The 19,745-nt window shown below is 33.8% G+C and carries 20 protein-coding genes; 10 read left to right on the top strand and 10 right to left on the bottom strand.

Annotated elements, in window-relative coordinates; all coding sequences use genetic code 11:
- The 4 genes from EKM77_RS09790 to EKM77_RS09775 all read left to right on the top strand — a co-directional run bounded on the left by EKM77_RS09790 (window position 1) and on the right by EKM77_RS09775 (window position 2,418).
- A complete protein-coding gene (locus EKM77_RS09790) occupies window positions 1-504 on the top strand; it encodes a PAS domain-containing protein (RefSeq protein WP_125593883.1) in 504 nt (167 codons plus the stop codon).
- Window positions 494-1,417, top strand: a complete 924-nt coding sequence (locus EKM77_RS09785) for an FAD:protein FMN transferase (RefSeq protein WP_125593882.1) — start codon at window positions 494-496, stop codon at window positions 1,415-1,417. The genes EKM77_RS09790 and EKM77_RS09785 overlap by 11 nt, the downstream gene beginning before the upstream one ends.
- Window positions 1,418-1,461: 44 nt before the next feature.
- Window positions 1,462-1,764: a bacteriocin immunity protein gene (locus tag EKM77_RS09780; RefSeq protein ID WP_125593881.1), complete on the top strand. Its 303-nt coding sequence runs from the start codon at window positions 1,462-1,464 to the stop codon at window positions 1,762-1,764.
- 72 nt (window positions 1,765-1,836) lie between these two features.
- The gene (locus tag EKM77_RS09775) at window positions 1,837-2,418 is read left to right on the top strand and encodes a peptidylprolyl isomerase (protein WP_125593880.1); all 582 of its coding nucleotides are present in this window, start codon (window positions 1,837-1,839) and stop codon (window positions 2,416-2,418) included.
- A 65-nt stretch (window positions 2,419-2,483) separates the two neighbouring features.
- Here EKM77_RS09775 and EKM77_RS09770 read toward each other — a convergent pair whose 3' ends face one another.
- Window positions 2,484-2,834, bottom strand: a complete 351-nt coding sequence (locus tag EKM77_RS09770) for a DUF2200 domain-containing protein (protein ID WP_125593879.1) — start codon at window positions 2,832-2,834, stop codon at window positions 2,484-2,486.
- A gap of 490 nt (window positions 2,835-3,324) precedes the next feature.
- Between EKM77_RS09770 and asnB the strand changes: the two genes are divergently transcribed.
- Window positions 3,325-5,283 carry an asparagine synthase (glutamine-hydrolyzing) gene (gene asnB, locus EKM77_RS09765; RefSeq protein ID WP_125593878.1) on the top strand — a complete coding sequence of 653 codons (1,959 nt, stop codon included), beginning with the start codon at window positions 3,325-3,327 and terminating at the stop codon, window positions 5,281-5,283.
- Window positions 5,284-5,345: 62 nt separating this feature from the next.
- Here the strand turns inward: asnB and EKM77_RS09760 are convergent, their stop codons facing one another.
- Genes EKM77_RS09760 through EKM77_RS09750 form a run of 3 tightly spaced genes read right to left on the bottom strand, consistent with a single transcriptional unit; the run spans window position 5,346 to window position 7,854 of the window.
- Window positions 5,346-5,987 carry a TetR/AcrR family transcriptional regulator gene (locus EKM77_RS09760; protein WP_125593877.1) on the bottom strand — a complete coding sequence of 214 codons (642 nt, stop codon included), beginning with the start codon at window positions 5,985-5,987 and terminating at the stop codon, window positions 5,346-5,348.
- A gap of 11 nt (window positions 5,988-5,998) precedes the next feature.
- Window positions 5,999-7,132: an ABC transporter permease gene (locus EKM77_RS09755; RefSeq protein WP_125593876.1), complete on the bottom strand. Its 1,134-nt coding sequence runs from the start codon at window positions 7,130-7,132 to the stop codon at window positions 5,999-6,001.
- Window positions 7,132-7,854, bottom strand: a complete 723-nt coding sequence (locus EKM77_RS09750; RefSeq protein WP_125593875.1) for an ABC transporter ATP-binding protein — start codon at window positions 7,852-7,854, stop codon at window positions 7,132-7,134. The genes EKM77_RS09755 and EKM77_RS09750 overlap by 1 nt, the downstream gene beginning before the upstream one ends.
- A gap of 138 nt (window positions 7,855-7,992) precedes the next feature.
- Between EKM77_RS09750 and EKM77_RS09745 the strand changes: the two genes are divergently transcribed.
- From EKM77_RS09745 to EKM77_RS09735, 3 genes are all read left to right on the top strand, one after another.
- Window positions 7,993-8,214 carry a DUF2829 domain-containing protein gene (locus tag EKM77_RS09745; protein WP_125593874.1) on the top strand — a complete coding sequence of 74 codons (222 nt, stop codon included), beginning with the start codon at window positions 7,993-7,995 and terminating at the stop codon, window positions 8,212-8,214.
- Complete coding sequence (locus tag EKM77_RS09740; RefSeq protein WP_125593873.1) at window positions 8,211-8,939, top strand: 3-oxoacyl-ACP reductase; 729 nt, start codon at window positions 8,211-8,213, stop codon at window positions 8,937-8,939. The genes EKM77_RS09745 and EKM77_RS09740 overlap by 4 nt, the downstream gene beginning before the upstream one ends.
- A gap of 99 nt (window positions 8,940-9,038) precedes the next feature.
- Window positions 9,039-9,542 (top strand): QueT transporter family protein, encoded by a 504-nt coding sequence (locus EKM77_RS09735; protein ID WP_125593872.1) that lies wholly within the window; start codon window positions 9,039-9,041, stop codon window positions 9,540-9,542.
- Between the two features lie 24 nt (window positions 9,543-9,566).
- On the opposite strand, the gene EKM77_RS09730 is transcribed toward EKM77_RS09735, so the two are convergent.
- The 3 genes from EKM77_RS09730 to EKM77_RS09720 all read right to left on the bottom strand — a co-directional run bounded on the left by EKM77_RS09730 (window position 9,567) and on the right by EKM77_RS09720 (window position 13,665).
- Window positions 9,567-10,274: a TVP38/TMEM64 family protein gene (locus EKM77_RS09730; protein WP_125593871.1), complete on the bottom strand. Its 708-nt coding sequence runs from the start codon at window positions 10,272-10,274 to the stop codon at window positions 9,567-9,569.
- A gap of 28 nt (window positions 10,275-10,302) precedes the next feature.
- The gene (locus EKM77_RS09725) at window positions 10,303-10,488 is read right to left on the bottom strand and encodes a DUF6440 family protein (RefSeq protein ID WP_125593870.1); all 186 of its coding nucleotides are present in this window, start codon (window positions 10,486-10,488) and stop codon (window positions 10,303-10,305) included.
- A gap of 234 nt (window positions 10,489-10,722) precedes the next feature.
- Window positions 10,723-13,665 carry an LTA synthase family protein gene (locus tag EKM77_RS09720; RefSeq protein WP_164507767.1) on the bottom strand — a complete coding sequence of 981 codons (2,943 nt, stop codon included), beginning with the start codon at window positions 13,663-13,665 and terminating at the stop codon, window positions 10,723-10,725.
- Between the two features lie 290 nt (window positions 13,666-13,955).
- Here EKM77_RS09720 and EKM77_RS09715 point away from each other — a divergent pair, with 290 nt between their 5' ends.
- Complete coding sequence (locus EKM77_RS09715; RefSeq protein WP_125593868.1) at window positions 13,956-14,801, top strand: aldo/keto reductase family protein; 846 nt, start codon at window positions 13,956-13,958, stop codon at window positions 14,799-14,801.
- Window positions 14,802-14,864: 63 nt separating this feature from the next.
- Here the strand turns inward: EKM77_RS09715 and EKM77_RS09710 are convergent, their stop codons facing one another.
- Window positions 14,865-15,923, bottom strand: coding sequence for a permease (locus EKM77_RS09710; RefSeq protein ID WP_125593867.1), 1,059 nt, complete (start codon window positions 15,921-15,923; stop codon window positions 14,865-14,867).
- Between the two features lie 208 nt (window positions 15,924-16,131).
- On the opposite strand from EKM77_RS09710, the gene EKM77_RS09705 reads away from it, so the two are divergent.
- The gene (locus EKM77_RS09705) at window positions 16,132-17,283 is read left to right on the top strand and encodes a MalY/PatB family protein (RefSeq protein ID WP_125593866.1); all 1,152 of its coding nucleotides are present in this window, start codon (window positions 16,132-16,134) and stop codon (window positions 17,281-17,283) included.
- Window positions 17,284-17,486: 203 nt separating this feature from the next.
- Here EKM77_RS09705 and EKM77_RS09700 read toward each other — a convergent pair whose 3' ends face one another.
- Window positions 17,487-18,803: an Nramp family divalent metal transporter gene (locus EKM77_RS09700; protein ID WP_125593865.1), complete on the bottom strand. Its 1,317-nt coding sequence runs from the start codon at window positions 18,801-18,803 to the stop codon at window positions 17,487-17,489.
- On the bottom strand, window positions 18,796-19,734 hold the full coding sequence (gene hemH, locus EKM77_RS09695; protein WP_125593864.1) for a ferrochelatase: 939 nt from the start codon (window positions 19,732-19,734) through the stop codon (window positions 18,796-18,798). The genes EKM77_RS09700 and hemH overlap by 8 nt, the downstream gene beginning before the upstream one ends.
- Between the last annotated feature and the right edge of the window lie 11 nt (window positions 19,735-19,745).

Below are 19,745 nucleotides of genomic sequence, written 5' to 3'. Positions count from 1 at the left end.
ATGTCAGAACCAGAATTTAAAGATGGATATGTAAATTTTAAGACTGGAAGATTGTCATTAAAAGAAATTCAGCAAATTTTTAATACATTACCTTTTGAAGTTGATTTTATCGATCAAACTGATCATTTTCGTTATTTCTCAGACAAAAAGGATCGTGTACACAAACGTTCAGTAGATATTTTGGGAGAAACAGTTGAGGAATGCCATCCAGCTAAAGTTTTGCCATTTGTAAAAAAAGTGATTGATTCATTTAAGAACGGCCAAGAAGATCAATACGAAATGTGTATGCCTTTGGATGGTAAATTAGTTTATATTCAATATTTTGCGATTCGCGATGAAGACAAGAATTATTTAGGAACGATGGAATTTACAGGCGATATTAGTCACATCAAAGAATTAGTTTCAGATAAACCAGATGCTACAACTGGCGCATCAAAGCATGATGGGGTTAAAAAACCGATCCCCGATGCAATGACAGGTGCTTCAAAACACGATGATAAATAATCTATCGCAGAAAAAAATTCAAAAGAGTATCTATGCACTAGGGACACAAATAAATTTGACTGTTATTGGAACTAATAATGATCTGGCACTTGAAAAGTCAGTTGACTTGATAAAGTATTTTGAAGATCTATTTACAGTAAATCGGACTAATTCAGAAGTTATGAAAGTTAATCATTTTGCTGGGGAAATGCCAGTTCAAGTCAGCTCGGCTACGTATTATTTGATAAAAAAAGCCGTGCAATATAGCCGCGATAATTTTGGCTTTAACGCAGCCATAGGGCCATTAGTTAAATTATGGAAAATCGGTTTTGCAGGTGCTAACAAGCCGAATGATAAAGATATTCAGGCGAAGATGAAGTTAATTGACCCATTTCAAATACAACTAGATGATAATAATCTAGCTGTATTTTTGAAATATTCTGGGATGGAGCTGGACCTTGGGGGTATTGCTAAAGGCTATATTGCTGATCGTATTAGAGATTTATGGAGATCATTAGGCATAAATTCTGGAATTATAGATCTAGGTGGCAATTTATTATTTGTTGGAGACAGTTTGCATGCTGATAAAAAATGGATCATCGGTATTCAAAGTCCTCTAAATGACAGAGGAATTTCTTTAGGAAATGTTAGATTACCAGCCTGTTCTGCTGTCACCACAGGTATATATGAGAGATTTTTAGAAATAAATGGGAAAAAATATCACCATGTGATCGATTCTAGGACCGGATATCCATTGAAAACAAATCTTGCCAGTGTGACAGTTTTTACTAAGGATTCAATTATTGGTGAAATCGAAGCTAAGAGATTATTCTTTTCTGGGAACACAGAAGTAAAACTTAATGAAAATTTATATGGAGCAGTATTTATCTATCAAGATGGTTCATGTAAAGTTACTGGTGTTCAATTAATTTAATAAGTGCTAAATTTGTAAAAGTGTTCAGAGAGGAATGAATTACTTTGAGTAAAGATAAAGACGTTGAATTGATGTTAGATCAAATTAGTAAAGCTTATTCAGATGAAGAAATTAAAAAACTACCTGCTGCAAAGAAAATGTTATTAAAGTATGCGACTCAATTAGAAAAAGATAATTATTGTGACTTGGTAGCAACTAAATTATGTAAAGAAATATCGCTTTATTATTTTAAAAATAAAGAAAATTTTCCCAAAGCTTTAGTTGAACTATATGGTCAATTAAAACCTAGGGCTGTTAAGTATGATGCAGAGGCGGTAGCTAGTTTCATGTTGCCGATTTGGTTTTAGATTAATAGTGAATGTAAAGTTGTATAATTAATTTATAATTATTTTCGCAAACATAACGAAAAGAGGAAAAGTATGTATCCACAATTAGATTTAGACAACGCAACTGGAACAAAGGTGACTATTAAGACAAATCATGGCGACATTAAGATTCAACTGTTTGATGAGCTTGTTCCTAAAACAGTGAAAAACTTCGTTGAACTAGCAAAAAAAGATTATTACAACGGAATTATTTTTCATCGAGTAATCCCTGACTTTATGATTCAAGGTGGCGATCCAACTGGAACTGGTATGGGTGGCGAAAGTATCTATGGTCAATCCTTTGAAGATGAATTTTCAAATCAGCTCTACAATTTAGATGGAGCATTATCAATGGCCAACTCAGGTCCAAATACTAACGGCAGCCAATTCTTTATTGTTTCAAATCAAAACTTGCCAAAGCGTATGATCAAACAAATGGCTCCTGCAGGTTATCCAGAAGAAATCATTGCCGCATATAAGAACGGTGGTACTCCTTGGTTAGACCAAAGACATACTGTTTTTGGACAAGTGATCGATGGTATGGATGTTGTAAGAGAAATTGCTCGTGCCAAAAGAGATCAAAATGATAAACCACAAGAAGATATTGTTATGGAATCAGTAGAAGTAACAGAATAGTTTTGATAATACAAAAATAGACTCAGTGATCCGATTGGATTCCTGAGTCTATTTTGTTGGGAAAATTAATGCCTAAGAATATTTTCCATTTTCTTTCCCTTAGCAACTTCATCAACAAGTTTATCTAGATAGCGTATTTTTTGCATCAATGGGTCTGTGATCTCCTCAACTCTAATTCCACAGATCACACCCTTGATCAAATCAGCGTTTTGATTGAACTGAGGAGCTTGGTCGAAAAATTCTTTAAGAGTTTTATTTTGATCAATTTGATTTTGCATAGAAGTTTGATCATAACCAGTTAGCCAAAAAATAACTTTATTCAAATCATTAAGATCTTTGCCTTTTCGTTCGACTTTTTGAACATACATCGGGTAAATACTACTGAAGGTCATTTTTAAAATGCGATCGTTTGCCATAATGCACACCCCTTTAATTAGTTAAGTAGAGTATAACTGATTTGAGCTATTTTCGTTGGATTAGTAATCTTCAGATGTATTTTATGAATTTTTTTCAGAAATCACTCATTTTTTGTAAGTAGATTATTTTTTCTGATTACTTATACTTAAATCGTTAAAGAAAAACAATAAAATTAATTCAATAAACTGGACAAAAAGGATAATTACGTGTGAAAATATGTATAAACATCTCTTGAATGTGTCTTTTTATAATCAAAAAGCAAACTAATAACTTTCATATAATGATCCTAGAACTTCTATCATAATTTTTTTAAAATTAAAAGGTTTTCAGACTAAAAAGTCACTTGGATAAGTATGACGAATCGTCTATCATTAATTAAGGAATTTTCACAAGGAATTATTTTATGATGATATAATGAAATTTCATGAATTAATATGTAGTAATAAATTTTCAGAGATGTATGTTTTTAAAAGATGGAGGAAACAATCAATGTGTGGAATTATTGCCTTTAGCGATATAGCAACTATGCAAAAGGAAACAACGATTGAATCAATGATGGAAATGATTCGTCATCGTGGACCTAATGTCGATGGTGGTGGTCACTATATTAAAGATCAAATTGCTATGGGATTTTGCCGATTGAGTATTATTGATTTAAACGGTGGGGCACAGCCTTTATCAAATGAAGATGGTTCGATAGTTATAACTTTTAATGGTGAAATTTATAACTTTAAAGAACTTCGTGAAGAGCTGTTAGAGAAAGGTCACACATTTAAAACTAAAGCTGATACAGAAGTATTATTGCATGGATATGAAGAATGGGGTATGGAAGGTACTTTGAACAAAGTTCGTGGTATGTTTGCCTACCTAATTTGGGATGACAATAAAAAGGCACTTTACGGTGCTAGAGACTTTTTCGGTATCAAACCACTGTATTATTACAAACGTGGCGATACATTTATTGTTGGTTCAGAAATAAAATCATTCTTAGAACATCCTCATTTCAAAAAAGAATTTAATAAACGAGCTCTAAAATCATATTTAATGAATCAGTATAATGATTTGAATGAGACTTTCTTTAAGGGAGTTTACAGATTTCCTGCTGGTCATTGGTTTGAATTGAAAGATAATAAATTTACCACTCATAAATATTGGGATGCTAAATACGATATCAATAAAACTAGAACTGAAGAAGAAACGATCGATGAGATTGATAAAACGGTTCAAGAATCAATCAAGATGCATAACGTTGCTGATGTTCCAGTCGGAAGCTTTTTGTCTGAAGGTGTTGACTCAAGTTATGTAACTTCTGTTTTAAAACCTCATGAAGTTTTCAGTGTTAACTTTGATAATGGTCCTTATAATGAAGCGACTGCAGCTGAAGAATTGGCTGATCGTGAAGGTCTAAACTTTAATAAAACAACGGTTACAGGTGATGAGGCCTTTGAAGATTTCGCTGAAATTCAATATCACATGGATGAACCTGATGGTAATCCTTCAGTTATTCCTTTATGGTACCTATGTCGATTAGCACGTAAAAAAGTTACTGTTGTTTTATCTGGTGAAGGAGCCGATGAGTTATTTGCCGGATACTTAAATTATGGTATGCACACTGAAAGTAAAATCGTTAAGCATATTTCAAGTGCTTTGAAGAAGCTTCCTAAGGGTGCGCGTTATACTTTGGCTAAGGGAATCAATAAGATGCCTGCTTTCCCAGGTAAAGTTCATATGTATACTTGGTTAGCTGATCCAGCTAACTACTATACTGGTGAATCAGTTGTATATGATCTTGATCAGCCAGTTATCTTTACTTCACGACAAGCTAATAATATTTTGAAACCCGAATATCATAATGACAGAACCGTTAAAGATTCTTATTATGAAGATTTCCAACGAGTAAAGGATGCAGATGGTGTTAAACAGATGCAGTATATCGATTTACATCACTTTATGTTAAATGATATTTTGCAAAAAGCCGATAAAATTTCGATGGCACATTCTTTGGAATTGCGTGTACCTTTCCTAGATAAAAAGGTTGCCGAACTTGCTAATACCATTCCGACAGAAATGTTATTTAATAGTAAAGGAACTAAATGGGCTTTACGTCAAGCTGCCTTAAGACATCTGCCTGAAGATTGGGCTAATCGTCCTAAATTAGGTTTCCCTGTTCCTGTTAAATCATGGTTGCGTGAGGAAAAATATTGTAATAAAGTTCGCGCTTTATTCAGTGAAGACTGGGTTAAAGAATTGTTTGATCAGGATAAGATTTTGAAATTACTAAATGATAATTTTAATGGTAAGATCGATGGCCGTCGTCAAGTCTGGACGATTTTTACATTCTTAACTTGGTATAAGTTATACTTTGTTGATTTTGAAAAAGCACGTAAGAAATATGAACACGTCCAACCGGATGTTAAAGGTTTTATGGACAGTGGAAAATTAGTATAGAGCAAAATAGACATAGTAATCCCAAATCGGATTACTATGTCTATTTTTTAGCAGTAAAATTATTATTTTCCTAGAGTAGTTATAATGATTTTTTCAATTGATTTTAGAGTTTCTTCTTCATTTTTAATAGTTTCGGGGAGGAAATGCATTTGAAGAAAGAATGGGAGTAACTGCCCAACGATTGTTCTAATTGCTTCTGCAGGGGAGAAGTTTTCGCTTAATTGACCAGTATCTTTGAGTGATTTTAGTACGGTCTGTGTAAAAATTGGACGGGAATCTAAAACTAATTTGGCAAATAGATCTCTGACATCTTGATTTATCAATAATTCTGAAAGTAAGATCAAGATAGAATCACTATTTTCCTTTAAAAATTTATAACGATCATATAGTGCAAAATGTATTAAACCAGGAAGGTCGTTGTTATATTTTTCAAAATTGCTGAAAAAATCATCTCTATAAACTGGTATAAAATTTTCAATTATTGGAGTTAATATATTCATCAATAAATCTTGTTTAGTTTTGAAGTATTTAAAAATGGTTGCTTGACTAATTCCAGCGGTTTCTGCAATTTGTGCTGTTGAAGTTCCATCATATCCATTTTTTGCGAATAGTTCCAGGCCGGCTAAAAGAGCTGATCGTTTGCCTTTTGGCATTTTTTGCTCATTTAACCACTCACGATAATTATTGAACATATTATTTTCCATAATTGACTCCTTTATACTTTACGATAACGTTTTAATCCTACTACATTAAGAATTGTTAAAACAATTAAGAAGATGAACAAGACACCAAAGTCTAGTCCTAATGAACCTAATCCTTGACCTTGCATAATAACTCTTGATGCCGCATCACCGGAATATTTAATCGGGATGATATATGAAATATCTTTTACCCAGCCAGCCATAGAATCTAGTGGGATAATTCCTGAGAAGAATACTTGAGGGATGACTAGAATCGGGATGAATTGCATCATTTGGAATTCTGAATTGGCAAAAGTTGAAACTAGAATACCAAATGCTAAAGCAACTAAAGCTAATATTAAGTTGATCAATATTACATAGAAAATATTTCCAACTACTTGGATCCCTATCAACCAGACCGTTACTATAACGATAATAATAGTTTGAATAACAGCTAGGATACCATAACTTGCCATGTACCCGAAGACGATTTCGTATCTTTTAACCGGTGTAGCTAGTAAACGATCTAGGGTTCCACTTGTACGTTCTTTTAACAGAGCCATACCAGAGATCAAAAAGACGAAGAAGAAGACGAAGAATCCCATAAGAATAGGTAAAATTTTATCGAAGAAGCCAGTGTCGGAATTTCCGTAGACATAATGATTAGTGATCTTAGGTGTAGAACTAGTTTGCTTTTGTTGTGTAGTTGTACCAGCTGCATTAGGAATTTGACTTTGTACTTTTGCTAAAGCAGTTGAAGCTAAAGTTAATTTAGATTTTAAAGTTGAGATAGTTGTGTTAGTCATAGCATTTTTGAAAGCCATTTTAACAGCAGCTGTTTTAGTTGAATCAGTATTAGAATATGTTAAATCATAATTGTCACTTTTCTTTTGAATTATGGCATCAACCTTGTCATCTTTCAAAGCTTTGTTGGCAGCTTTTTTGCTGCTATATTTAGTTACATTGACATGTTTTGTGTTATCAAGATTTGAATTAATATTTGATGGCATGGAAACTGTGGCTATATCAACATTAGTTGTCGAATTTGAATTAAAAATGAAACTCATTAGTAATAATATTAAAATCGGAGCTAAAAACATTAGTGCTAAAGTTCTCTTATCTCTGAAGAGTTCTTTTAGAACTCTATTCATAATTGATATTGTCCGCATTATAAATCACCTTCCGCTTTTAAGAATACGTCTTCGATAGAATCTACTTCATATTGCATCTTTAGAACATCTGGTTTATCAAAAGCCATTACTTTTCCATCAAGTAATAATGCAACTTTATCAGTCAATTCAGCTTCATCCATAACATGGGTAGTAATTAGAATACTTCTACCTTCATCACGAATATTTTGAAGTTCCTTCCAAATTTGTCTACGTAAAGCTGGATCGATACCGACTGTTGGTTCATCTAAAATCAATAATTTTGGTTTACCCAAAAGAGCAATTGCGAGAGACAAACGGCGCATCATCCCACCAGAATACCCACTAACTCTTTTATTTAAGTCTTGTGTTAAATCAACGACCTTAGCAACGTGATCTATTTCTTTAGAAGTCTCATCTTTGGTTAGTCCCTTCATAACCGCAAAAAACTTCAAATTCTCTTTTCCTGATAGATCATAATATAAGGCATCGGTCTGTGCCATATAACCGATATTTGCTAGAAGTTCACGATTTGGCATTGTCGTACCAAAAACTTTTGCTGAACCGCCATCAGCTACTTCCATTCCTAAAGCAGTTTTGATAACGGTCGACTTACCAGCACCTGATGGTCCAATCAAGCCAACGATTTCATGTGTATGAACATCCAAATTTATATCTTTTAAAACAGTTTGATTACCAAATTTTTTTACTAAATGTTTTAGGGAGATTGTTAGATCAGCCATAAAAATTCCTCCTTTAGTAAGTGAGTAGTTACTCACCTTTCAAAAATTAGTATATCATCATTTGACCTACTGTCAAACATTTTTTTAAAGATATTTTGATTGTGATAAAATACCAATAGCACAAAAGGAGGGAATCAAATGACATTTGAAAAGATTTTACCTAACATTAAGAATGGTGAAAAAGCCGTTCGTACAGGTTGGGAAGGTACTGAATTATTTATTGTCTTGCAACAAGAGAGTAAATTTGATGGAGATATTTTAAATCCATATTTTTTGATCAAAACTGAAGACGAAGCATATAGCATGTGGTCGCCAACAGACTGTGACATTTTGGCTGATGATTGGGAATTAGTTAAATAATGGCAGAAGATTTTACCGATAAAGTTGTTTTAGTAACTGGTGCTGCTTCAGGTATTGGTTACGAGCAGGCTAAACTATTTTATGAAAACGGCGCAAAAGTAATTGCAGTTGATAAAAAGAAAGTTACTTTAGATGTTAAATCCTTTAAAGGCGACGTTAGCCAAAAGAATTTTATTGATCGTGTATTCAAATCTATCAAAACTGAATTTAAAAGAATTGATATTGTTTGCAATACTGCCGGGATTTTAGATGGATATAGCCCGGTTATGGAAACGAGTTTAGAACAGTGGCAAAATATTTTGAATACTAATTTGACTAGTCAATTTATGGTCATAAAAAAAGCCTTACCGATGATGCTTGAGCAAGGCAAGGGTGCTTTTGTCAATATGGCATCAATTGCAGGTCTAGTTGCCGATGGTGGCGGAGTTGCTTATACAGCTTCTAAACATGCTGTGATCGGGATGACTAAGCAATTAGATATTGACTATGCTGGTCGTGGTATTAGGGCCAATTGTATTGCTCCAGGGGCAATTGATACACCTATGAACCAAGCTGATTTTGCCGGTGATGGTAAAATGGCAAAGTGGGTCGCTGATCAAACACCAGCTAAACGTTGGGCTAAACCAGCTGAAGTTGCTGAATTGACTCTTTTTTTGGCTAGTGACAGATCAGATTATATTCACGGAACAGTGGTACCGATCGATGGTGGTTGGACTGCAAAATAAAAATTAAATGAAATGTGGTAATCCACATTCACTACGACACTTAATCTACCTTTGGTCGTAGTTATTACTAACCTAATATGGTTACAAAGGGGAATAATAATGAAAAACTTTTCTAAGACATCAGGAATTTCGATCCAAGATATTGTTAGTACAGCAGTAGTGGCCGCTTTATATGTGGCAATGACGGTAGTATTTACACCATTGAGTTTTGGTGTGGTACAAATCCGCTTTTCAGAAATGTTCAACTACTTAGTACTCTACAACAAACGATATATTTGGGGAGTTACTCTTGGTGTCTTTTTATCTAATTTTATGTCACCAACATGGACTTTGGACGTACCAGTAGGTACTATTGCAACCTTGTTAGTTTTATTATTTGTATCATGGTTAACTAAGATGACTAAAGATATGCGTTTAAAATTTATAATTACTGGGATAATTTTTGCATTCTCTATGTTTACAGTTGCCGGACAATTATACTTTGTCTTTAAAACTCCATTTTGGATCAGTTGGTTTACGATAGGTATTGGAGAATTGTTATCTATGGCAATTGGTGGCCTGATTATTTATGCATTAGGTAAAAGATTTGATTTGACTAGGTAAGATAAAAAGCCATATCACGTAATATTATCGTGATATGGCTTTTTTTATTTTCGAATAACTAGCAGTATGAATAATTCTTTGGTCCCGACGAACTATTTCGTAAAGACTGATCAATAGCAGAATTAGAATTACGATAATAATAACTGTTTTTATATTTCCTAAAATTAAGGCGTTGCCACCAAAAGCATATAGGAATGAAACAGGTAAGGATCCGATAATAATACAAAGAGCCCGGTTCTTTAATGACATGCGCATTTCGATCGAGGCATAATTAACTAATAATGTGGGTAACATTGGTATGGCATATCCAATACTTAGACCTAACCTAGGATGGTTCATATTTTTAAGATGATCTGCTAATGGTCTAAAACGACTTGGTTTCACTTTGTGGGGAAATTTGTCCAAAATATAGACAGCCAATAAATTGCCTAAGAAAATACCAGCTATATTAATACCAAATCCGATCCAATTACCAAAACAGACCCCAGTTAGTATTGCTACCGCAGAGATAGGCATTCCTGGAATAGCTGATCCAATAGCAAGTACAGCTATAAATAGAATGATATTGTGTTTACCTTGGCTTCGTAACAAATGCATTAAAGATTGTCGATTTAAAGCATAATGAAAGAAGTTTTCAATAACTTCACGATAGTTATTCCAAATTGCAAAACATAATCCAATCAGTATTAGGATTCCTAACGTAATAAAGAATATTTTATGCCAGATTTTCATTATTGCCCCCCAAGAAAAGGTATCTGGATTAAATTTTGGCTGTATTATTTAATAATGGTTTGCCATCTTTATCAACTAAAACAGTCATTCCAGATCCTAGTCCTGGATTAAGGCCTAGTAAGTATTGAACGCCTGTCTCTGTGTCAGTAATAATTTGGACCATCCCACCTTTGGTTTTAGGTGTTTCGACGATGAAACGTTTTTCTTTTGCCATAATTTTCTCCCGTTTACTTCATTATAACGAAAAAGACGCCAACAATGTGGCGTCTTTTAGAGATTAAAGATTCATCGGGAAATGGATTTTAATCTATTCGTTATTGGCATGGCTGGACAAGTATTTGACCAAAATAGGAGTGAATCTTATCATAGGACAGAATAATTTACCAATACCAACAATTAAAATATATCATTGTAGTTTTTTTAAGACAAACAATTAGATTTTGAATAATTACTTAGGCATCTTCATAAAGCCATTTTTCAAGGAATACTGTTTACCGGCTGTGATGTCATATTGTAGTAATTCATAGTCGTGCATGATCTCTTTTTGGTTCTTGTTTAAGTCATTAACCAATTTACCATTTTCATCCACATATTCTGAACTGGAGTTAACACTATTATTTTTAGCAGAATTGAAAGAATCTAAAGTCATTGCGGGTAGGTCAGTATAGACCTTAGTTTGTAGAGCGTAGTATGGTGAAACTTTCATATTCATTTTGTATAGAGCCATTGCAGCAAAGTTATTAGGACTGACGATTTTTGTTTTAGGTAAACTAGAATTTTGTTGGCGACTATATTTGTTGCTGTATACGAAATAGTCAGTTTCATGCAGTTGCAGGCCATATTTTTGCATAGAATCGCCATTGTATAAACCAGGCAAGTGATCGCCATACCATATAAATGTAATAGGACGATCCATACTATCGATTTTTTCAATAAATTGTTTTAAGGCTACATCGGTATAGTGAATACCTTGAGTATAATTTTCAATTTGTTGTTTATGACTATTATTTGTGTAAGCTGTACCACTCACAGAGTAGTCATTATTTTTATAGTAGTCATCAAAAGGCATGTGATTTTGCATAGTTACTAAATTAATAAATTGACCGCCTTGATGATCATTCATGACTTTTAACGTTTGCTTGTAAGCAGATTCGTCAGAAATATAAGGACTATTTTCGATTTTCTCTGTATAGCTTAATTTATTTCCGTCCACTAAATGATAAAACTTATCGAATCCAAATTTCTTATAAACTTGTTTTCGACTATATAAATTGGCGGAAAAAGGATGGATCCCAGTTTTGTAGTCAAATAAATCAGTGAAAGCCGGCGCTGTTTTTTGATATGGAACTAGTTGAGAATATGGCGTTGGTAAGGTAGGTGAAAAGTTGTTAATAGCCATACCGGTCAACGTTTGATATTCAATATTAGCAGTACCGCCACCGTATCCACTTGTTAGCATTTCACCAGCAGGGGTGCTCTGTTTCATTTGTCTAATAAACGGAATGGGATTGCCATGGACAGTTAGATTAGGGACTTTAGCAGGATCAGAAAAACTTTCACTTAGATTAAAGATAACAGTTTGTTTACTCATATCATTATTGGTACGAGTTTTATTTATTTCTGCGGCAATATTTTGATATTTTTTGGATAGTTGAGCCATTTTTGCTTTTGAATATCCATCAGGCTTTTGCATAATCGTTACGTCTAAATTATTAGCAAATTGAAGTAGCGTACCGTTCAATTTGGCGCCTCTTAATTGGGCATAAAAATAAGGTTTATCTTCAATATCTTCTAGTAATAAAGCAATCGGTGTTTTGGGATGATTGGCCGTAAAAAAGCTTCCTAAAGAAAGAACCGCAGCTAGTAGAATAAAACCGCGCATTTTAAAGGTAAGGTGGATTTTATGCTGATCTTTTCTTTGAATCCAGATTGCTAGTATTGCTAAGATAACGATTGCCACTAGAGCACCGATGATCAATTTAGAAGAGACCATATTTAATAGTTCAGACATCGATGTCACCATTGACATATCTGATGGCAAAATTGGTTCAGATCGAAAATCAATTTTGATGAAAGTAGCGATAAGCCAGATGATATAAGCTGTCATAGTTATGATGAGTGAATACCAGTAACGGTTTAAAATGGACCAGATGATACCAAAAATTGCTAATAAGATAATTATATTGATAAAAATAATAGGTTCACGATGAATAATTATCCATTGAGTCATATTAATATCCCAGTTCCATAATTTGCTCATTGATAGAACCGTGATAACCCATGATAATCCTAATAGTAACCAAAAATGCCAAGCGGTTGCGATACGTTTGAGATACTTGTTGGCGTGGCTTAAATCAAAACTGAAATTCTTGAGTGGTTTAAAATTATTATTAAAAATGATCAATTTTGAATAAACGAATTGGACTAGTAGAACGATTATCGATGTAATCAAAATAATAACAATAACGTTAATGATTGTTGAAGTATGATCAACAAATCCTTGCAACCATGAGAAACTAAAGATAATTAATTTGGGATTGTTGGCTAGGATCAAAACTAATCCAAAAGTAAATATATTAGAAACTTTCAAGTAGACAGATTGTTTTAGGATCTTATTAAGTAGGATCAAACTTAAAATTGCTGTAATTAGAAATAATGGCTGACTACTAATAATACTTCCTAGGTAATGGGATGTTAGAGTCATACCATGATGAGGATCGTAATTAACTTTGTTGGTCGTTAACCAAGATGAAATAAAAGATCCGATTAAAGAAAGAATTAATAATAGTGATAAATTTAATTTTGAAACTTTCGACCAATTCTCATTTTTTATCCAATAGCCAATTACAAATAAATATAAGTACCAAATAAGATTTTGACCGTGGCTAAATCCCATAATGTCCTGACCTAGGATCATATTAGCAGCTACAAAAATAATGAAAATTATTATTAAAATTCGCCTTATTTTTTCCAAGGAATGCTGTTTAATTATTCCAATTATGAATGGACCGATTAACAGGATACCAATATACGATAGAAAAATTCCGGTACTACTTCTAAGCAGATATAATTCAGGTCGTGAAATAATCTGATTACTAAAGATCGGCGTGATCAATTGAATCAAAAGATCTAATATCAATAAGAAGAGAATACTGCGATTAGGAACTTTCGAATCTTTTTTATAATCCATTCCAATTAGGATAGGAACGAAAAGACTGGCAATAACAGTAATGGTTTTGAACAGCCAGACGCCCCAAAATCCTGGTTGCATATAACTTTGATTACTTAATAAATGTAGTGCGGTCATAAATATGCCACTAAGTATGGCAATGCTTAATACTGAAAAAACTTTTGACCAGCTTAAACTGTTCTTTTGCTTCAAAAAACTCATATTTAAGAAAATTTCCCCCAATAATAAAAATCCAGCACTAATAACTTTGCATTCTAGTGTTGGATTTTGTCGTTTACGATTAGTAATTAATATCATGTAAGTATATAACTATTGTAATAATTATCAAACTGCAAATCAAAACTATTTTATTTTATGAATTATTTTCGACGGTTTTTAAGTTAGTGGGTATTAATAATATAAAATACTTGCCTTAAAGCTAACTCCAAGGTATAAGATAACGACTATTGATTGGATAACCTCAATCAAACCTAATGAAGAGGGTAAATTAAATGACAAAATTAACTGAAACATATCAATTATCAAATAAAGTAAATATTCCTAAAGTAGCTTTTGGAACTTGGCAAATTCCCGCTAATAAAGCACGAAAGGCAGTCCTTGATGCTTTAACAGTCGGTTATCGACACATTGACACAGCTCTAGTTTATGAGAATGAAAAAGAAGTTGGTCAAGGGATCCGTGATTCTGGAGTTGAACGTAATGAGATTTTTGTTACTTCAAAACTTCCTGCTGAAACTAAAAGCTATGATGGTGCAATGAAGGATTTTGAGGAAACTATGAGTAATCTTGATATTGATTACTTGGATCTTTACTTGATCCATGCTCCATGGCCATGGGGTCAGATCGGTTCTAGTTACGACAAAGAAAATCAAGAAGTTTGGCGCGCAATGGAAGATATTTACGCTACTGGACGTGTAAAGGCAATCGGTGTTTCTAACTTCAACGTTCATGATTTACAAAATGTTTTAGAGACAGCTAAAGTAAAACCAATGGTCGATCAAATTCAATATTATATTGGTTATACAGAACCTAAAATTACTAAATTTGCTCAAGACAACGGTATTTTAGTGGAAGCCTACTCACCATTAGCAACTGGTGGCTTAGTAAATAATCAACAAGTTAAAAAAATTGCTGAAAAGTATGACGTTAGTGTGCCACAATTAGCAATTCAATTTGTTGTTCAAAATGGCGTACTACCATTGCCAAAGGCAACCCAATTACCACATATTCAAGATAATGCAAAACTTGATTTTGAAATAAGTGCTGCTGATATGAAGACACTAAACGAAATGCCAGATACTGCTCCAAGTGCGTTTCATAATTCTACTCAAGGTTAAGTCGTTGTATTGAAGAAAAAATAGGGGTGTGACTGTCGTCACACTCCTATTTTTGTATAATTTCTATAAAATAAATACGCCAACTAATCCGGCTACTAAACCGAAAGCAAAGACACTGGCTGCGGTAATACCTAAACTCTTCCAACTAAGGACAGGTTTTAGTAGTGCCAATGAAACGATACTTACGGCTGGTAAAGTCATTAGAAGTGCTGCAGTTGGACCTGCAGTTAGACCTAATGCCATTAGAGCTTGGATAATTGGAATTTCACCAGCAGTTGGAATAACAAAGATCGTTCCAACAAGTGCGAATAAGATAACGGCACCAACACCGCCACTAAGTCCACCTTGGATTGCTGGGAATAATACGCCTTCAAAAGTACCTAAGATAAAGACGATAACGACGTAGGCAGGAATACTGTCAATTACTAGTGTATAAAATGCTTTCCACCAGCGTTTTAGTAAACCTTCAGTGTTTTCCTGAACAGGATCAAACTCTGAACCTTCGTCAACTTCAACTTCTTTTTTAGTACTCAAGCGTCCTACTAAAGTAGCAATGCAGACTACCATTAAGATACCAAAGACGATTCTAAAGAATGTGAATTTCCATCCTAATACCAGACCCATAAAGATTAATGTGGCTGGATTTAAGATAGGGTTAGCTAAGAAAAATGCCATAATACTATTTACTGAGGCTTTTGATTTAGCCAAACCAACAGTAACAGGTGCAGAACAACAAGTACACATCATAGTTGGAACACCCATCAATGTTCCAATAAGTGTATTTCTAAGTTTTGTACCACCTAGATAACGACGGATCCAACGTACAGGTAGTAATACTTGAACTAAAGAACCGACAATTAGTGCAACTACTAAAGCTTTCCAAACAGATAGGAAATAGGCTATCGTGAATGAAAATCCAGTTTGAAGTGATACGCCCCCAGTGGCAGTACCAACTCCTGCGATGATAGAATCACCTACTGAATGTGTTGAAGCAGCGGCAATAGCTTTTTGATAGTATGGCCACCACTTAACATAGGAGATCCCAGCAACTAAGATAACGAAAAATAAAATAGCGAAAACTATTTGCTGCTTATTTTTGTTACGTGAAATCTGTGTATCCATGCTTCTTTCCTTCTTCCCTCAAAGAATTTTTATGAATGTATGCCTTTACATACAATTATTATTATAACCTTATAAGAATAGATTATAAGGAGAATGTGTGTTTTTTCACAAAAATAGGGAATTCACTAAGATTTTAGAAATAATTATTGCCTTGGAGTCGACTTTAGGGTGTTTAATGATGATAGAGATAAAAATGGAGGTCGATTTCATGTACGATTTTAAGAACAGTATTGATCGTCGAAAAACAAATTCATTAAAATGGGATGTTGGTGATAATGAGTTGCCAATGTGGGTGGCTGATATGGATTTCAAAACAGCCCCAGAAATTGTTGAAGCAATTCATAAAAAGGCTGATCAGTCTATTTTTGGATACGAAGAACCAAGTGAAGATTATTTCAATGCCGTAGCGAATTGGTACGAAAAAGAGCACGATTCACGCCCTGATACCGATTGGATGTTGTTTGTTACCGGCGTTGTTCCAGCCATTTCGTCTATCGTTAGACGAGTAACATCCGTTGGTGACAATGTTTTAGTCCAAGCACCTGTTTACAATATTTTCTATAATTCAATTTTAAATAATGGACGACACGTCATTTCAAATGATCTAGCATTTGATGGCGTCAAATATCAAATCGATTTTAATGATTTGGAAGAAAAATTGTCAGATCCTTTGACTACTTTAATGATCCTATGCAATCCTCATAATCCAATAGGTAAAGTATGGAGTCGCGAAGAATTAACTAAGATAGCAAGATTGTGTAAAAAGTATCATGTTAAATTGTTGAGTGATGAAATTCATGGTGATATTACGTTTGATCCGTATACGCCAGCATTTTCTTTAGATAAGGAATTGATCCAAAATTTGATGGTTTGTGTATCACCAAGTAAAACTTTCAATGTAGCGGCGATTCATGCTGCAACAATTATTATTCCCAATGAAAATTTACGTAATATAGTTGATCGTGGAATAAATAGTGAAGAATTGGCCGAACCAAATTCATTTGCGATGCCTGTGTCCATTGCTGCATATGAAAAAGGACATGCATGGTTAGCAGAATTAAAGCAACAAATTTTGGATAATAAACAATTAGTTCAGGACTTTTTGGAAAGTGAACTACCAGATGTTAAATTGATCTCTTCAGATGCAACGTATTTATTATGGCTGGATACTAGCAAAATTTCTGATGACTCAAAGAAATTAGCAAGTTTTATCAGAGCTAAAACTGGATTGTACTTATCCTCTGGCGATGTTTATGGTGGCGATGGATATGACTTTTTGCGTATGAACATTGCTTGTCCGATTGAAACAGTTAAAGATGGTTTGAAGCGGTTGAAACAAGGGATAGAGATGTATCGTTAAATTAAAAATGATTTTTTCGATCAAATTAAAGAGGATGTGGAAGCCACATCCTCTTTTCGTATTACGATTATTATTTATTGAAACGCGTGCCATAAGGCAGAGACCTCCGCTTATCTACGAATATCTAATAATTGAAAGTACACAATTATTAGATATTCTAGGATATGCTCAGTCTCTAATCGCCTTATGTCACGCTCTTTTTGTTATAAAATTGAAACTATCAATCTGAGATTAAGAAAGGTAATAATAGTTGTTAAAATTATGCCGATAATCAAGGTCAATTTACTATTAACATGTTTACCCATTAACTTTTTATTACTAGTCAGGAAAATCATCGGAAATAACGTGAACGGCAGGGCGATACTTAGAGCAATTTGAGCGTAGACAATTAAATTTTCAAAATCTTGCTCTTTGAACCCGACGGCGAATCCGATGAATAGGATAGGAATCAACGTAACAAAACGGGTTAGTAATCTTCTTTGCCATAATGGTAAACGGATGTTTAAATAACCTTCCATTACGATTTGACCTGATAAAGTGCTAGTTATTGATGAAATTAAGCCGGTAATTAATAGTGCAAAGGCAAATAATCCACTCATAACAGGGCTAGCAAGACTGCCAACAATATGAGAATTATTTAAACCGTTAAATACATCTTCAAAGTTAGCTAAATTACTAGTGGTATGAAAAAATAAAGTCCCGCCTAATACTAGTAATAAGGCATTAATAAAAAATGCTGCAACTAAATGGACATTTGAATCCCATTTGGCAAAACGCAGTGCTTCGTCAACTTGTTTTGGATCATTGTGATCATAACGTCTGCTTTGGGCTAAAGATGAATGCAGATAGATATTATGCGGCATGATAGTCGCTCCCATTATACCGAGGCTTATCACTAATTTTTTGTGATCTTGCCAAAGAGAATTGGTCGGTAATAACCCCTTCATAATTGAAACTGTATTAGGACTGGCTCTAAATACTTCTACTCCAAAAATAATACCAACAGTTAAAATTGCTATTAAAACGATAAACTCAATTCTTCTAATACCAAATCGTAAAAATAGTAAAACAATTAAAACATCTAAAATAGTTAATAATATTCCATAAATTAGTGGTAGATCAAATAATAATTTTAAAGCCACTGCAGTTCCGATCACCCCGGTCATATCAGTAGCAATCATGGCCAATTCATTGATTATCCAAAGAGTATATCGACCTGATTTAGGTATCTTCATAGAAATAGCTTGGGCTAGATCTTGCCTAGCAACGACACCTAATTTTATCGAAAGAGTTTGCATGAACATCGCAACGATAATTGACATTAGTAAGACTGATAATAGCTGATAACGATATTCAGAACCACCCGATAAAGATGTTAACCAGTTTCCTGGATCCATATATCCAACCGCTACTAAAGCACCAGGGCCACTATAAGCTAAAAACTTTTGGAAAAATGAGGCTTCATAAACGCTGGGAACATTTACGCTTTCGTTTATTTCTTCTAAACTTTTTTTACTCATTAATTTTTTCCCCAGATACCAATTCAGCAATAAATTTACTAAATTTTGGATCATCATTCATTGGTTCAACTAATTTAAACCGATCTCCGCCACTTGCTTTAAAACTTTGATAATTTTGAACATTGTCCTCTTCAAGAGTTTCTAAACAGTCAACGACAAAAGATGGAGTTACGATTAAAACATTTCTTTTTCCCATGGCAACTAATTGTGATAATTCATTTTTTAAGTATGGTTTTAACCAAGGCATAGGACCAAATTTAGATTGGTAGACGGTTTTAATTTTTTCATCAGGAAAAGTTATAAGTTTAGAAACAGCTGCGGTAGTTTCAATACATTGCTTTTGATACGGATCACCGTGTTTGACCATGGCAGAAGGGATTCCGTGATAACTAAAAAGCAATTGATCATAATCAGATTCATCAATTGATTTTTGGATATGTTCGGCCAGGATTTTTTGATAAGCTGGTTTTTCATAAAAATGTTCGATGATCTTAATAGGTACATTGGCAGATTTTGCCTTATCGATGATTGTTTTATGAGTGCTCTGTGTGTATTGAGGGAACAGGGGCAGAACTGCTATTTCATCACATTTGTGGGACATCTCTTGTAAAGTATCGACAATTTTAGGATTACCATAAGTCATTGCCATTTCAACATCCCACTTTGGAAGGAGTTTTTGGACCTGGTTACGAATGATTTTTGTATAGGCAATTAATGGTGAACCGCCTTTTGTCCAAATATGTTTATAAAAAGTAGCTGAGCGCCAAGATCTAGTTGGCAAAATCATTCCTTGTAAGATTGGCTGCCAGACTGCCTTAGGCATTTCGATAACATTTTGATCACTTAAAAATTCTTTGAGATAAGTTTTTACATCATTTGTTTCTGGTGATGCAGGGGATCCTAAATTTACTAGTAATAGACCGTATTTCATATTTTTTAAAC

It is taken from the genome of Companilactobacillus baiquanensis (assembly GCF_003946605.1).
GTDB lineage: Bacteria > Bacillota > Bacilli > Lactobacillales > Lactobacillaceae > Companilactobacillus > Companilactobacillus baiquanensis.
Note: the sequence above shows the minus strand (reverse complement) of the source record. Positions and strands in the feature narration are given on the sequence as shown.